General features: G+C 73.2%; 17 protein-coding genes. All 17 read left to right on the top strand.

Translation table 11 applies throughout. The annotated features are described in order from the left end of the window. Positions 1-3 precede the first annotated feature (3 nt). The 17 genes from FFT21_RS11125 to FFT21_RS11045 all read left to right on the top strand — a co-directional run bounded on the left by FFT21_RS11125 (position 4) and on the right by FFT21_RS11045 (position 14,810). Positions 4-1,077 (top strand): amidohydrolase family protein, encoded by a 1,074-nt coding sequence (locus FFT21_RS11125; protein ID WP_192909478.1) that lies wholly within the window; start codon positions 4-6, stop codon positions 1,075-1,077. 257 nt (positions 1,078-1,334) lie between these two features. Beyond that, the gene (locus FFT21_RS11120) at positions 1,335-2,129 is read left to right on the top strand and encodes a CPBP family intramembrane glutamic endopeptidase (RefSeq protein WP_225978300.1); all 795 of its coding nucleotides are present in this window, start codon (positions 1,335-1,337) and stop codon (positions 2,127-2,129) included. Positions 2,130-2,144: 15 nt separating this feature from the next. Next, complete coding sequence (locus tag FFT21_RS11115; protein WP_137813721.1) at positions 2,145-2,900, top strand: LamB/YcsF family protein; 756 nt, start codon at positions 2,145-2,147, stop codon at positions 2,898-2,900. Positions 2,901-3,085: 185 nt separating this feature from the next. Then, a complete protein-coding gene (gene rpsP / locus FFT21_RS11110) occupies positions 3,086-3,541 on the top strand; it encodes a 30S ribosomal protein S16 (RefSeq protein WP_137813720.1) in 456 nt (151 codons plus the stop codon). Between the two features lie 40 nt (positions 3,542-3,581). Continuing rightward, on the top strand, positions 3,582-3,821 hold the full coding sequence (locus FFT21_RS11105) for an RNA-binding protein (RefSeq protein WP_137813719.1): 240 nt from the start codon (positions 3,582-3,584) through the stop codon (positions 3,819-3,821). Between the two features lie 14 nt (positions 3,822-3,835). After that, positions 3,836-4,378 carry a ribosome maturation factor RimM gene (gene rimM, locus FFT21_RS11100; RefSeq protein WP_137813718.1) on the top strand — a complete coding sequence of 181 codons (543 nt, stop codon included), beginning with the start codon at positions 3,836-3,838 and terminating at the stop codon, positions 4,376-4,378. 2 nt (positions 4,379-4,380) lie between these two features. Next, the gene (gene trmD, locus FFT21_RS11095) at positions 4,381-5,175 is read left to right on the top strand and encodes a tRNA (guanosine(37)-N1)-methyltransferase TrmD (protein ID WP_137813717.1); all 795 of its coding nucleotides are present in this window, start codon (positions 4,381-4,383) and stop codon (positions 5,173-5,175) included. 198 nt (positions 5,176-5,373) lie between these two features. Further along, on the top strand, positions 5,374-5,730 hold the full coding sequence (gene rplS / locus FFT21_RS11090; protein ID WP_137813716.1) for a 50S ribosomal protein L19: 357 nt from the start codon (positions 5,374-5,376) through the stop codon (positions 5,728-5,730). Between the two features lie 36 nt (positions 5,731-5,766). Beyond that, positions 5,767-6,561, top strand: coding sequence for a signal peptidase I (lepB, locus tag FFT21_RS11085; RefSeq protein WP_225978299.1), 795 nt, complete (start codon positions 5,767-5,769; stop codon positions 6,559-6,561). Between the two features lie 173 nt (positions 6,562-6,734). After that, the gene (gene lepB / locus FFT21_RS11080; RefSeq protein ID WP_371856768.1) at positions 6,735-7,667 is read left to right on the top strand and encodes a signal peptidase I; all 933 of its coding nucleotides are present in this window, start codon (positions 6,735-6,737) and stop codon (positions 7,665-7,667) included. A 49-nt stretch (positions 7,668-7,716) separates the two neighbouring features. Continuing rightward, on the top strand, positions 7,717-8,505 hold the full coding sequence (locus FFT21_RS11075; RefSeq protein WP_137813715.1) for a ribonuclease HII: 789 nt from the start codon (positions 7,717-7,719) through the stop codon (positions 8,503-8,505). Then, entirely contained in the window at positions 8,502-8,825 is a 324-nt protein-coding gene (locus FFT21_RS11070) for a DUF2469 domain-containing protein (protein WP_137813714.1), read from the top strand. The genes FFT21_RS11075 and FFT21_RS11070 overlap by 4 nt, the downstream gene beginning before the upstream one ends. 382 nt (positions 8,826-9,207) lie before the next feature. Further along, positions 9,208-9,594 (top strand): YraN family protein, encoded by a 387-nt coding sequence (locus FFT21_RS11065; RefSeq protein WP_225978298.1) that lies wholly within the window; start codon positions 9,208-9,210, stop codon positions 9,592-9,594. Beyond that, positions 9,594-11,108 carry a YifB family Mg chelatase-like AAA ATPase gene (locus FFT21_RS11060; protein ID WP_137813713.1) on the top strand — a complete coding sequence of 505 codons (1,515 nt, stop codon included), beginning with the start codon at positions 9,594-9,596 and terminating at the stop codon, positions 11,106-11,108. The genes FFT21_RS11065 and FFT21_RS11060 overlap by 1 nt, the downstream gene beginning before the upstream one ends. 65 nt (positions 11,109-11,173) lie before the next feature. Continuing rightward, positions 11,174-12,346 (top strand): DNA-processing protein DprA, encoded by a 1,173-nt coding sequence (gene dprA / locus FFT21_RS11055; RefSeq protein ID WP_137813712.1) that lies wholly within the window; start codon positions 11,174-11,176, stop codon positions 12,344-12,346. A 357-nt stretch (positions 12,347-12,703) separates the two neighbouring features. Further along, positions 12,704-13,807 (top strand): tyrosine recombinase XerC, encoded by a 1,104-nt coding sequence (locus tag FFT21_RS11050; RefSeq protein ID WP_371856769.1) that lies wholly within the window; start codon positions 12,704-12,706, stop codon positions 13,805-13,807. Beyond that, positions 13,782-14,810, top strand: coding sequence for a FliA/WhiG family RNA polymerase sigma factor (locus FFT21_RS11045; RefSeq protein WP_137813711.1), 1,029 nt, complete (start codon positions 13,782-13,784; stop codon positions 14,808-14,810). Before FFT21_RS11050 ends, FFT21_RS11045 begins: the two co-directional genes overlap by 26 nt. The last annotated feature ends 4 nt before the right edge of the window (positions 14,811-14,814 follow it).

Raw genomic sequence — 14,814 nt, 5'->3', positions numbered from 1 at the left:
CTCATGTCCGGCTTGCACCTGCGCGGCGTCGTCCTGCCCGACGACGAGGAGCGCGACCTGTGGGTGGTCAACGGCAGGATCCGCACCGAGCCGGTGCCCGGCGCGCGGACCGTGGTGGACGGCGGCTTCCTGCTGCCCGGCCTCGTCGACGCGCACTGCCACATCGGCATCGGCCCGCAGGGTCCGGTCGAGTTGGACGAGGCCGCCGACCAGGCGGAGACCGACCGGGACGCCGGCACCCTGCTGATCCGCGACTGCGGCTCACCGATCGACACCCGGCCGCTGCAGGAGCGGCTGGACCTGCCCCGGATCATCCGCGCCGGCCGGCACATCGCCCGGCCGAAGCGCTACATCCGGCACCTCGGGCTGGAACTGGAGGACCCGGAGCAGTTGCCGGCCGCGGTCGCCGAGCAGGCCGCGTACGGGGACGGCTGGGTGAAGCTGGTGGGCGACTACATCGACCGCTCCGTCGGCGACCTCGCCCCGCTGTGGCCGGACGAGGTGCTGGCCAAGGCGATCGGCGTGGCGCACGACGCGGGGGCACGGGTCACCGCGCACGTGTTCGGTGAGGACGCGCTGCCCGGTTTGCTCGCCGCCGGCATCGACTGCATCGAGCACGGCACCGGGCTGTCCGCCGGCACCATCGACGAGATGGCCCGCCGGGGCACCGCGCTGGTCCCCACGCTGATCAACATCGACAACTTCCCGTCCATCGCGGACGGCGCCAGCAAGTACCCCGCCTACGCGGCACACATGCGGGACCTGCACGCGCGGGTCGCGGACACCATCGGCGCGGCCATCGAGGCCGGCATCCCGGTCTACGCGGGCACCGACGCCGGCGGCGGCATCACGCACGGGCGGCTACCCGACGAGATCGCCGCACTGCACCGGGTCGGCCTGCCCGCCGAGGCGGCCATCGGCGCGGCGTCCTGGGCGGCTCGGGAATGGCTGGGCTGGCCCGGCCTGGTGGAGGGCGCCCCGGCGGACGTGGTGGCCTGCGCCGAGGACCCGAGGACCGACCTGGACGCGCTGCGCCGGCCCACCCGGATCCTCTTGCGCGGCGCCGTGGTCCGCTGACCGCGCGCCGGGATCGTCGCCGGTGGCCGGCTGCCGCGCCGCTGTCGCGCACGACACGAGCAACGTTCGCCGGGCGCCGTCGTTCTTTCTCAGGCGCTGGTACTTCCCGGGGACGGTGGTTTGGCGGCGACACCGGACCGGCCACCCGACCGAAGTGGCCGAGGTTAGTCTCGGAAGTACCGGCCGTTGGCCAGGAGCGCGACCCCGATCTCCGGCCATCACCCCGCTGGATCAGGCCCGGCTCGACGGAGGCGCCCGTGAACTCGCCGCACCAGTCCGAGCCGCGCGTGACCGCCTCGGAGCAGCCCGCCGGCGGCCGGCCGCCGCTGCCGGCGCTGACCGCACCGCCCCAGGACGAGCCGGACCACCGCTGGGGCTTCGGCGCGTTCCTTCTGGTCGAAGCGGTGTTCCTGATCTCGTCGGTGTTCATCGTGCTGCCGTTCAAGGCGCCGGACGGGCGAGTGTCGCCGGTGGGACTCTTGGTCAGCCTGGCCGTGCCGACGGTGCTCGCCGCCGGGGTGGCGGTGCTGGCCACCGTGGTCCGGGGCAACGGCCCCAAGGTGGACCTGCGGCTGTGCTGGCGGTGGGCGGACGTCGGAGTCGGGCTGAGCCTGGGCCTCGGCGGCTTCGTCGTCACCATGATCGCGTCCGTGCTGTGGACCCGGTGGGTCGGCCAGAAGAACGCCAACTCGGCGGTCGGCTCGCTGCTGGACGGCGTGCACCTCTCGCCGGCCATCGCCGTGCTGATGTTCCTGCACCTGTGGCTGCTGGCCCCGCTGTGCGAGGAGGTCATCTACCGCGGGCTGCTGTGGGGCGCGATCGAGCGGCAGCGGTGGGGCCGGTGGACCCCGTTCGTGCTCACCACGATGATCTTCGCGGTGGCCCACCTCGAACCGCTGCGCACCCCGCTGCTGCTGGTCATCGCGGTGCCGATCGGGCTGGGCCGGCTGATCACCGGCCGGCTGGTCAGCAGTGTCATCGCCCACCAGTTGAACAACCTGCTGCCCGCGCTTGGCATCCTGCTGGTGGCGCTCGGCCTGATGCCGGGCTGACAGGCGGGAGGTGACGTGGACCTCAACAGCGACCTCGGGGAGGGCTTCGGGGCCTGGCGGCTGGGCGACGACGAGGCCCTGCTCGACGTGGTCACCAGCGCGAACGTCGCATGCGGGTTCCACGCCGGCGATCCGCACACGATGCGCCGCGCGTGCACGGCCGCGCACGCCCGCGGGGTGGCCATCGGCGCCCAGGTGTCCTACCGCGACCTGGCCGGGTTCGGCCGGCGGTTCATCGACGTCGACCCGGCCGAACTGGCCGACGAGGTGCTGTACCAGATCGGCGCGCTGGAGGCGTTCGCCCGCGCCGCCGGCGGCCGGGTGAGCTACGTCAAGCCGCACGGCGCGCTCTACAACGCGGTGGTCCACCACGAGGCGCAGGCCAGGGCGGTGGTCGACGGGGTGCGGGCGTTCGGCGACCTCCCCGTGCTCGGGCTGCCCGGGTCGGTGTTCCTCACCCTCGCCGAGAAGGCCGGCTTAGTGGCCGTACGGGAGGCGTTCGCGGACCGCGGCTACGCCCCGGACGGCACGCTGCTGCCCCGGGGCACCGAGGGCGCGCTGCTCACCGACACCGCCGCGGTGGTCGGCCGGGCCGTCCAGTTGGCCGAGCGCGGCGAGCTGGTGGCCGCCGACGGCACCGTCATCCCGATGCCGGCCGACTCGCTGTGCCTGCACGGCGACACCCCGGGTGCGGTGGCGCACGCCAGGGCGGTGCGGGCCACCCTGGAGTCCGCCGGCGTGCCGCTCGCCCCGTTCGCCCCGCCGGCCTGAGTCCTCCGCACCCGCCGATTCGTGGGTCCGCGGCGTGGTCTGGCACAATGAGTGGCTGTCCGCCACGACCGGGCCCCTCTCACCGCGCCGTGGCTGCCCTGACATCGCTGGCGCCCCGCCCGTCCCCACTCGGGTAGCGGGCGCCGCACCGTGAGCAACGAGAGTCGACAGGAGCACCGCAACTCGTGGCCGTCAAGATCAAACTGCAGCGGCTCGGCAAGATCCGGGAGCCGCACTACCGGATCATCGTGGCCGACTCGCGCACCCGCCGGAGTGGTCGAGCCATCGAGACGATCGGCGAGTACCACCCGAAGCAGGAGCCGAGTTTCATCCAGGTCAACTCCGAGCGCGCCCAGTACTGGCTCGGCGTCGGTGCCCAGCCGACCGAGCCCGTGAAGAACATCCTCCAGGTCACCGGTGACTGGCAGAAGTTCAAGGGCGAGCCCGGGGCCGAGGGCACGCTCAAGCAGCCGGAGCCCCGGCCGGACAAGCGTGCCCTGTTCGAGGCCGCGCTCAAGGAGGCCGGCGAGGAGCCCGTCGCCGAGGCCACCACCCCGAAGAAGAAGGGTGGCGGCAAGAAGGCCGAGACCAAGGACGAGAGCGCCGGCGAGGCCGGGAAGGCCGAGGGCGGCGAGTCGTGACCAGCCGCTCTGGCATGCCGGGCCGGGACGGGGAGTTCGGGTGAGCGTTCTCGCGGATGCCCTCGAACACCTCGTCCGCGGCATCGTCGACCACCCGGACGACGTCCGCGTCAACCTGGTGACGACCCGGCGCGGCCGGACCCTCGAGGTGCACGTCCACCCGGACGACCTCGGCAAGGTCATCGGCCGTGGCGGGCGCACCGCGACCGCCCTGCGCACCGTGATGGCCGGCATCGGCGGTCGCGGTGTGCGGGTGGACGTGGTGGATACCGACCGCTGACCCACCGCAGTACCGTGTCGCTCCCGGATCCCGGTACCACCGTCCGCGTCGTCGGGCGAGTGGCCAAGGCGCACGGCCTGCACGGAGAACTCGCCGTCGAGCTGCGCACCGACTCCCCGGAGGAGCGGTTCTCCGAGGGTGCGACGGTGCGTGCCGAGCTGCGCGACGGCACCGTCCGCACCCTTACCGTCTCGGCCGCGCGGCCGCATGGCGGCCGGCTCCTGGTGAGCTTCGCCGGGGTCGAAGGGCGGGACGCGGCCGAGGCGCTGCGCGGTGCCGTGCTGTCCGCGGACGCCCGCGACCTGCCGCCCACCGAGGACCCGGACGAGTTCTACGACCACGAGTTGGAGGGCCTGGCGGCCGAACTGACCGACGGCACCGCGGTCGGCACCGTCCGGGAGATCGTCCACGGCCCGGCCGGCGACCTGCTCGTGGTCGAGCGTGCCTCGGGCGGCGAGGTGCTGGTGCCGTTCGTCCGGGACATCGTGCCCGAGGTCGACGTACGCGCCGGCCGGTTGGTGGTCGACCCGCCCCCCGGGCTGCTCGACGAGTCATGACCATGCGCATCGACGTCGTCACCATCTTTCCCGAGTACCTGGCCCCGCTGCGCGCCGCGCTGCTGGGCAAGGCGATCGAGCGCGGGCTGATCGGCGTGCACGTCCACGACCTGCGGGAATGGACGCACGACGTGCACAGGGCGGTGGACGACAGCCCGTACGGCGGCGGGCCCGGCATGGTGATGAAGCCGCAGGTGTGGGGTGAGGCGCTGGACGAGGTGTGCGGCCCGGAGCGGATCGCCGCCGAGGGGCGGCCGCCGCGCCTGGTGGTGCCTACCCCGGCCGGCCGGCCGTTCACCCAGCGCCTGGCCAGGGAGTACGCCGAGGAGGAGTGGCTGGTCTTCGCCTGCGGCCGGTACGAGGGCATCGACGAGCGGGTGGTCACCGACGCCGCCCGACGCATGCCGGTGGACGAGGTCTCCATCGGCGACTATGTGCTGGTCGGCGGCGAGGCCGCGGTGCTGGTGATCGTGGAGGCGGTGGTCCGGCTGCTGCCCGGCGTGCTGGGCAACCCCGCCTCGGCCGCCGAGGATTCCTTCTCCGACGGCCTGCTCGAGGGCCCCTGCTACACCCGCCCCGAGCAGTGGCGCGGGCTCGCGGTACCCGAGGTGCTGCGCTCCGGCAACCACGCGGCGATCGCCCGGTGGCGCCGTGACCGGGCGCTGGAGCGCACCTTCCATCGCCGCCCGGACCTGCTGGCCGCGCTGCCCGACGAGGCCCTGGACCGGCACGACCGGGCCGTGCTGGACCGGCTGCGTACGGAGCGCGACCCCGGGGCCACCGCCCCGCCGGAGTGAGCCGCCGCCCGGCGGGGCCCGCCGCCGGCCCCGATTTCCGGGCGGACCAACCCGTCTGGCACACTAGACGGGTTGCCGCTGCCGGGTCAGGTTCCGGCGCGCACCATGGACGTTAACCCCCCGATCGGGCCGTCATACGGTGGTCCATGTCCTGCCGGGGGCGCACGAGAGACACGTTGAGGACGAGGACGGAACCCCATGAACACCCTGGACGCTCTGGACGCCCAGTCGCTGCGTTCCGACATCCCGGACTTCCGTCCGGGTGACACCGTGAAGGTTCACGTCCGGGTCATCGAGGGCTCCCGCGAGCGGGTCCAGGTGTTCCAGGGCGTCGTGATCACCCGTAAGGGCGGGGGCATCCGGGAGACCTTCACCGTGCGCAAGGTCTCCTTCGGCGTCGGCGTGGAGCGCACCTTCCCGGTGCACTCGCCGAACATCGCCAAGATCGAGGTGGCCACCCGCGGTGACGTCCGCCGGGCCAAGCTCTACTACCTGCGCAACCTGCGCGGGAAGGCCGCGAAGATCAAGGAGAAGCGGGAGCCGTCCGCTTCCTGACGCCGGGCACACCGCCCGGTCCGTATCCTCGCTGCCGTGGCCGACGTGATGTCAACCACCTCGTCCCGGGGTGACGGCGAGCCGGTGGTCCCCGGCCGTCGCCGCGCCGCGGCGGTCCCGCCACGCCGGGGCCGCCGGCGGCGGAGTTCGTTCTTCCGCGAGCTGCCCATCCTGGTGCTGAGCGCGCTGGTGCTGACGTTCCTCATCCAGACCTTCGTCGCGCGCGTCTACGTCATCCCGTCGGCCTCGATGGAGACCACCCTGCACGGGTGCACCGGATGCGTGAACGACCGGGTGTTAGTCGACAAGGTCATCTACGGTCTGCTCCGGCCGGAGCCGGGCGACGTGGTGGTCTTCCGCGGCCCGGACACCTGGAGGGACAACGACTTCCAGGTCGATCGCTCCAGCAACCCGGTGGCGCGGTGGTTCCAGGACGTCGGCGCGGCGGTGGGCCTCACCGCGGACGACCGGACCTTCGTCAAGCGGGTGATCGCCGTCGGCGGGCAGACCGTGCAGTGCTGCGACGCGCAGAACCGCGTGGTGGTCGACGGGAAGCCGCTGGACGAGCCGTACCTGCACTGGGTGCCCGGTACCGGGCCGGCCGACCAGAAGCGGTTCCCGCCGGTCACGGTGCCCGACGGCGAGTTGTTCGTGATGGGTGACAATCGCAACAACTCGGCCGACTCGCGCATCCAGGGCGGCGGCGGGCTGGCCGGCATGGTGCCGGTACGCAACCTGATCGGCAAGGCTCGGTTCATCATCATGCCGATGTCCCGCTGGTCGGGCGTCTCGGACTACGATCCGCAGACCCTCGCCGCCGGGCCGCACTGATCTTCCCAAGCACCCACCGGGGTGGGTTTTGCCGCGCACGCCCCGGTGATCCGGCCGGGCGGCCGGCGTCGTGGTTTGCTTCCGTTTGCGGCGTCCGGCCCCGCTCTGGGCACCATGGCCCGCGTGGCCGCCGCCACCGAATGTTGTCCGTACCAGATGGGTAGGCTGGCTTCGTGAGTGACCTGGCACCCCGGGAGGGTCCGCAGGAGAGCACCGAACGCCCGGGGTGGCCCTCGGGGGCCGCCAAGCCGGGCAGCGGAACCGGCGGTCGGCATGCCAAGAAACGCAAGAAGGGCTCGTTCTGGCGCGAGTTGCCCATCCTGGTGATCACCGCGCTGGTGCTGACCTTTCTCATCCAGACCTTCATCGGGCGCGTCTACCTGATCCCGTCGCAGTCCATGGAGGAGACGCTGCACGGCTGCGCCGGCTGCACCAACGACCGGGTGTTCGTCGACAAGATCACCTACGACTTCTCCCAACCCCGGCCGGGTGACGTCGTCGTGTTCCGTGGCCCGGACAGTTGGGAGCAGACCGAGTTCCGCTCCAACTACTCCGACAACGTCGTGCTGCGCTGGTTCCAGGAGGCCGCGTCGGTGATCGGGCTGGCGCCGCCGGACGAGCAGGACTTCGTCAAGCGGGTGATCGCCGTCGGCGGGCAGACCGTGCAGTGCTGCGACGCGCAGAACCGCGTGGTGGTCAACGGCAGGCCGCTGGACGAGCCGTACCTGTACTGGGAGCCGGGGCGGGGCACCACGCAGGAACCCTTTGCGCCCGTGACGGTGCCGCAGGGCAAACTGTTCGTGATGGGTGACAACCGCAACGACTCGCTCGACTCCCGCTACCAGGGCGGTGGCGGCGAGCGCGGCCTGGTCCCGATCGGCAACGTGATCGGCAAGGCGCGGTTCATCGTGCTGCCGCCGTCCCGGTGGGGCGGGGTGGACGACAAGAACCCCCAGCCGGTGGCGCTTCCGGCGCCGCCGTGGCAGGTCGGGGCGCCGGCCGCGGTGGGCTTCGCCGCGGCGTTCCCCGTGCTCTGGCTGGGCCGGCGCGGGCTGCGACTCGGGGTGTCCCGCGGCGCCAGGGGTCGGCGTCGGAGGGTGCCCTGATGCCTGTGTCAGGCCGCGAAGCCGCGGAATTGGAGGGCGGCGTTAGCCGGTGACCGGCGCACGGGAGTCGCTGCGCCCGCCTCGTGCGGTGGTGCGCCGCAGTTCGGGGAGTTGGGCGCTGCAGAGCGCCCTGGACCGGCGCGGCCTGGGTCCGGTGGCCGGAGTGGACGAGGCCGGCCGAGGAGCCTGCGCCGGGCCCCTGGTGGTGGCCGCCTGCGTGCTACGGCCCGGTGACGCCGCCCGCTTCGACGGGCTGACCGACTCCAAACTGCTCACCCCGAGCGTCCGCGACCGCTTCTACGACCTCGTGCTGAGCCGGGCGCTGGCGTGCTCGGTGGTGGTCATCCCGACCGATGAGGTGGACGAGCGGGGCGTGCACGTGGCCAACATCGACGGCATGCGGCGCGCTGTCGCCCGGTTGGGCACCCATCCCGGATACGTCCTGGTCGACGGCTTCCGGGTGCCCGGGCTGACCGCGCCCAGCGTGCCGGTGGCCAAGGGCGACCAGGCGGCCGCGTGCGTCGCCGCGGCCTCCGTGCTGGCCAAGGTGACCCGGGACCGCATCATGGCCGACCTGCACGCCGAGCTGCCCGTCTACGGCTTCGACACGCACAAGGGCTACTGCACCCCGGAGCACGGCGCCGCGCTGCTCGAGCACGGCCCGAGCGAGCATCACCGCTGGTCGTATGTGAACGTGGTGGAGGCAGCCGCCGCACATGGGATGGCGCCGCCGCGCCGGGTGGCGCGGAGCGTGTCCGCCCTGGGCGTGGTTCACAATGGGGGGTCCCCTCCGGAGGGGGTGTCAAGCTCGCGACGAGGAGGAGCGCGGATCCGATGAGCGCGGAGGATCTCGAGAAGTACGAGACCGAGATGGAGCTGCAGCTCTACAAGGAGTACCGCGACATCGTCGGCCAGTTCTCGTACGTGGTGGAGACCGAGCGACGCTTCTACCTGGCCAACGCGGTGGACGTGCAGGTCCGCAACGTGGACGGCGAGGTGTACTTCGAGGTGCGCATGTCCGACGCCTGGGTGTGGGACATGTACCGCCCGGCGCGGTTCGTGAAGAACGTTCGGGTCATCACCTTCAAGGACGTCAACGTCGAGGAGTTGGACAAGCCCGAGCTTCGGCTCCCCGAGGACGGCCCGTTCGGCGGCTGATCCTTCCTCATCCGCGGCGTCTCGCCGGCCGGTCTGGCGTGGCAGGACCGCGCGGGTGACCTGACCCCGCCGCGTGCACCGTGACTCGGCGTGGCCGGCCCGGCCACCTCGGTCCGGGGCCGGACACCCTCCGCCGCCTGGCCGCCGCCATTGACGCACCCGACTCGGCGCCGTCGTGCTCACCTCGGGCCCAACCGCCATCCTCGGCCGGGGCCGGCACCCGCTACCACATCCCACCGACGATCCGCGCCCGCCTCGACCGATTTGGGGGCGACCATCCACAGCGGTCCGGGTTGTCCACAATGCCGGTAACTGGTCTGGCATCACCTCTCGCTCCGGAGCAGCGTGTCGAGGGGCACGAACCCGGAGCGAAGGGGGCACCATGACCGCTGACCTGATGGACGCGAAGGACGCGGCCACCCGGAACGATCTCGGCCGCCGCGGCGAGGACCTGGCCGCCCGGTACCTGGAAAGCCAGGGACTGGTCCTGCTTTCCCGCAACTGGCGCTGCCGCGAGGGCGAACTCGATCTGGTCGCCACGGACGGCAGACGGCTGATCGTGTGCGAGGTGAAGACCCGGTCGGGCGCCGGTTTCGGCGTCCCCGCCGAGGCGGTGACCGCCGCGAAGATCCACCGCATCCGGCGGCTCGCCCAGCTGTGGCTGTCCACGTACCGGGTCGGCTGGTGCGAGGTGCGTTTCGACGTCATCTCCGTGCTGTGGCCACCGGACGGGCCGGCGCACGTCGAGCACCTGCGGGGTGCGTTCTGATGGCGCTGGCACGGGCGTGGTCCGTCGCGCTGTTCGGGGTGGACGGCGTGGCCGTGGAGATCGAGGCGGACATCGGCGCCGGCCTTCCCGGGGTGCAACTGGTCGGGCTTGCGGACACCGCGCTGCACGAGGCCAAGGAACGCGTCCGGGCGGCGGTGCGCAACACCGGCGTGTCCTGGCCGCAGCAGCGGGTCACGCTCGCGCTGTCGCCGGCCTCGCTGCCCAAGGGCGGCTCGGGCTACGACATGGCGCTGGCCTGCGCGGTCCTGGCCGCTGCGCAGACCGTGCCGGCCGGTCCGCTGGTCGGCACACTGCTGCTGGGTGAGCTCGGCCTGGACGGCCGGGTCCGGCCGGTGCGCGGCGTGCTGCCGGGTTTGCTCGCCGCACGGCGCGCCGGGCTGCGCAGGGCCGTGGTGCCTGTGGCGACGCTGCCCGAGGCGGCTCTCGTGGACGGCATCGACATCCTCGGCGCCGCGCGGTTACGTGACGTCCTTGACTGGCTGCGGGGCGAACCGGACACGCTCACCCGCCCGGCGGAGACCGTGGCGCCCGCGCCGCCCGCCGTGCCAGACCTGGTCGACGTGCTCGGCCAACCGGAGGCGCGGTGGGCGCTGGAGGTCGCCGCAGCCGGTGGTCACCACCTGTTGCTGATCGGTCCACCGGGCACCGGCAAGACGATGCTGGCCAGGCGGATGGGCGGCCTGCTGCCGCCGCTGTCGGCCGACGAGGCGCTCGAGGTGACCGCGGTGCACTCCGTCGCCGGAACGCTCTCCGAGGAGTCACCGCTGGTCGGCGTGCCGCCGTTCGTCGCACCGCACCACTCCATCTCGATGGCCGCGCTGATCGGCGGAGGGCAGGGACTGGCGCGGCCGGGCGCGGTCAGCAGGGCGCACCGCGGCGTGCTGCTCATCGACGAGGCCTGTGAATGGGGCTCGCACCGTTTGGAGGCGCTGCGCACCGCGCTGGAGGAGGGCGAGGTGCGGATCGGCCGGAAGGACGGCATCGTGCGCTACCCGGCACGCTTCCAGCTCATCCTCGCGACCAACCCCTGCCCGTGCGCCCCGGCGCGGGACGTGGACTGCTCCTGCTCGCCGAACGCGCGGCGGCGCTACCTGGCACGGCTGTCCGGCCCGCTGCTGGACCGAGTCGACCTCCGGGTGCCGATGCGGCCGATCACCGCGATGGACCCGGCCGAGGTCGGCGAACCCGAGCCGACCGCGGTGGTGCGCGCCCGGGTACAGCGGGCCAGGGCGCGGGCGGCCGACCGCTGGGCCGGCCGCGCGTGGCGAACCAACGCCGACGCGCCCGGCCCGGTGCTGCGCCGCGAGTACGGCCTGCCCCGGGAGGCCACCTCCCTGCTGGACCGCGGCCTGCGCACGGGCGCGCTCACCGGCCGTGGCGCGGACCGGTGCCTGCGTGTCGCCTGGACACTCGCGGATCTCGCCGGCCGCGACCGGCCAGACGCCGAGCACGTCGCCGCGGCACTGGAGTTCCGCGAACGGAGCGTCGGATGAGTGGCCATGAGCCAGGCCGCGGCACCCACATGAGCCCCCGCGCGCGAACTCGCGGAGAACGTCCCATGCACGGTCCGGAACCAGGCAACCCGGAGCCCAGCCGGGTGGCGCGCGCCTACCTGCTGCGGGTCGCCGAGCCGCCGGCCCCGGCGCTGGTCGACTTCGTCGCCGAGGTCGGGCCGGTCCGCGCGGCCGACCTGGTGCGTGAGGGGCGCGTGCCCGGCCCGGTCGCGGACGAGACATCGGCGCGGCGACACCTCGACCTCGGCCGGGCGGACCTCGACGAGGCGGCCGCGGTGGGCGCCCGCCTCGTCACACCCGAGGATGAGGAGTGGCCGAGTTGGCCGTTCACCGCCCTGTCCGTCGCGGCGGCTCGTGGCCTGCGCGGCGGGGTGCCACCACTCGCCCTGTGGGTCCGTGGAGCCGGCGGGCTGGGTGAGATGGCCGAAAGGGCGGTGGCGGTGGTCGGCTCCCGGGCCGCCAGCGGCTACGGCCAGCACGTCGCAACCGAGTTCGGTCACGGTCTGGCCTCCGCCGGTGTCACCGTCGTGTCCGGCGCGGCCTACGGGGTGGACGGGGCCGCCCATCGAGGGGCGGTGGCCGCCGAGGGACCCACGGTCGCCGTGCTCGCCTGCGGCGTGGACATCGCGTACCCCGCCGGGCACAGCACCCTCCTCGGGCGCATCGCGGAACACGGGGCGGTGGTCAGCGAATACCCGCCGGGCACCACACCGGCGAGATACCGCTTTCTCGTCCGCAACCGGCTGATCGCCGCGCTCGGCGGCGGCACGGTGGTGGTGGAGGCCGGTGCCCGTAGCGGCGCACGGAGCACCGCGGCGGTCAGCCGGGCCCTCGGCCGGGTGCTCATGGCCGTGCCCGGCCCGATCACCTCGGCCACCTCGGTGGGCTGCCACGAGCTGCTGCGCTCCGGCGAGGCGGTCGCGGTGAGCACGGTGGAGGAAATCATCGAGAGCACCGGTCGGCTCGGTGCCGACCTGGTCGATCTCGGTGCGGCCGAAACGCGGGCCACCGATGGCCTCGACGGCGACGCCGCGCGCGTGTATGACGCGCTCAGCACCCGCTCCGGCCGCAGCCCCGAACGGATCGCCGTCGAGGCCGGTGTTCCGCTGCCTCGGGTGCGGGCCCTCCTACCGACGCTGGAACTCGGCGGCCTGGCGGTCCGCTGCACGACCGGCTGGCGCCGCGCCCGCGCGCCGACACCGAGCCGCGAGCGGTGACCCGCGGGCAGGCGGCGAGTTTGGCGCCTTGCCGTGTCACGCCGACACGCCAGCCGCCGCCTGCCGGTGGTCGTGATGCGGCCGCTCGGCAGCCGTCGTCCGGTCGCCACCCCGTGGGCCCGGTCTCGTGCCGGCCGTCTCCTCCTGGTCGCCGTCGCCTGCTGGCCGTCGCCCGGCGATCGTCGCTGGGCGATCGTCGCTGGGCCATCGCCGCCGGCCGCCGGGGGACAACCATCTGCCGGCACCGGCGAGGGGGCGGCCATCCGGCCGCAGCCACCGGTGGCGCCGGCCGGGACGACACCGCGCGGCGATGCTTGACGACAGGGGCCGGGCCTTGCAGCGTTTGATGTTGTGCACGTGCCATCCCCTCGCCGACGGCGACCCGACCTGCTCCGGCTGCGGGCGGCGCTGCCCGGCCACGTCCGTGCGGTCGTCGACGAGTACGAGCGGTACCTGAGCCTGGAACGGGGACTGTCGCCCCACACCGCCCGGGCCTACGTCGGCGACGTGGTCTCCCTGCTGGATCACGTCGTTCACGGCCGCATACCGCCCCGTGGCGACGGCGCGTACGAGCAGCCGGCACGGCGGCGGGCGCCGCATCAGCCGAAGCCCCATCAGCCGACGTCGGATCAGTGCGTGGATGAGGCCCAGAACCCTCGCGCGGCTGGCGGGCAGCACGGCCTCGACGGCGGCGTCGCCGGCCTTGACCTGGCGACACTGCGCTCGTGGTTGGCCGCCCAACGTGCCGCCGGGGCGAGCCGCGCGACGCTCGCCCGCAGGGCAGCGGCCGCCCGTACGTTCACGGCATGGGCGGCTCACTCGGGCCATCTGCCGGCCGACCCGGGCCTGCGGTTGGCCGCGCCGGCGGTGCGCCGCGGCCTGCCGCCGGTGCTGCGCGCCGAGCAGGCGGATGAGTTGATGCGGGCCGCCGAGGCCGGGGCGGAACAGGCCAACCCGGTTGCGCTGCGTGACCAGGCCGTCGTGGAGTTGCTCTACGCCACCGGGGTGCGCGTCGCCGAGCTGTGCGGACTCGACATCGATGACATCGATTACTCCAACCGAGTGGTTCGTGTATCGGGCAAGGGCGGGCGGGAACGGGCGGTGCCGTTCGGCGTGCCGGCCGAGCGCGCCGTCCGACGGTGGCTGTCCGAGGGCCGGTCTGCGCTGGTGAAGCCGGCTTCACCAGCGGCTCTGTTCCTGGGTGCGCGGGGAGGGCGGCTGGATCCCAGAACCGCACGGCGGGTCGTGCACCAGGCGGTCGCGGCCGTTCCAGGGGCGGCCGATATTGGGCCACATGGGTTACGACATTCGGCCGCGACTCATCTTCTCGAGGGAGGCGCCGATCTGAGAAGCGTTCAAGAACTGCTCGGTCACGCTACGCTCGCGACGACCCAGCTTTACACCCACGTCACCGTCGAACGGCTGAAGGCGATCCATGACCGAACCCACCCCCGTGCCTGACGAATCCGGGGTAGGTTCCCGCACGGCGACCGCTCCCTCCATCCGGCCACACCAGCTTCCCGGCCAGCGCGACGACGGGCCACATGGTGGCGCGGCCCGCCGGGCGGGCGCGGAGTCGGCGGGCGAACGTCATGACGCGGTGCCTGCCACTTCGCCGAGGAGCGCCAACGGCGATGCGGGCGGGCAGGCCGCGGACGAGCCGGCGGTCGACTACCCGGTGGGTGACCACCGCAGCGCCGACGAGGTCGAGGCCGGCATCGTCGCGTTGTGGCGCAGCTACGGCGAGACGGGTTCCCAGGCGCTGCGCGACCGGCTCGTGCTGCACTACGCACCCCTGGTCAAGTACGTCGCCGGCCGGGTCGGTACCGGTCTGCCGTCCCACGTGGACGTGGCCGACCTGGTGCAGTCGGGCATCTTCGGGCTGGTCGACGCGATCGAGAAGTTCGAGCCGGAGCGCGGGCTGAAGTTCGAGACCTACGCGATGCAGCGGATTCGCGGCGCGATCCTGGACGACCTGCGGTCCCAGGACTGGGTGCCCCGCTCGGTGCGCAGCCGGGCCAGAGACGTGGAGCGTGCCCTGGAGCGGCTCGGCGCGCGGCTGCAGCGCACGCCCACCGACGCCGAGGTCGCGGCCGAGCTGGGTATCGGCATCGAGGAGCTGCGCGAGGTGTACGCGCAGCTGCAGCTCACCAGCGTGGCCGCGCTCGACGAGCTGATCGCCGCGGGCCGGGGCAACGCCTCGCTCGCCGAGACGCTGCCCGACCACCACGCCGAGGACCCGGTGGCCACCCTGGTCGACCAGGACAGCCGCCGCCAGCTCGCGGACGCCATCGCCCGTCTCACCGAACGCGACCGGATCGTGGTGACCCTGTACTACTTCGAGAACCTCACGCTCGCGGAGATCGGTCGGGTACTCGGGGTGACCGAGTCGCGGGTCTGTCAGTTGCACACCCGGGCGGTGCTGCGCCTCCGCGCGAAGCTCATGGAACAGCTCGAGGGCTGAGCGG

This window comes from Gandjariella thermophila (assembly GCF_005405885.1).
GTDB lineage: Bacteria > Actinomycetota > Actinomycetes > Mycobacteriales > Pseudonocardiaceae > Gandjariella > Gandjariella thermophila.
This window is presented reverse-complemented; position numbering and strand designations above follow the sequence as displayed.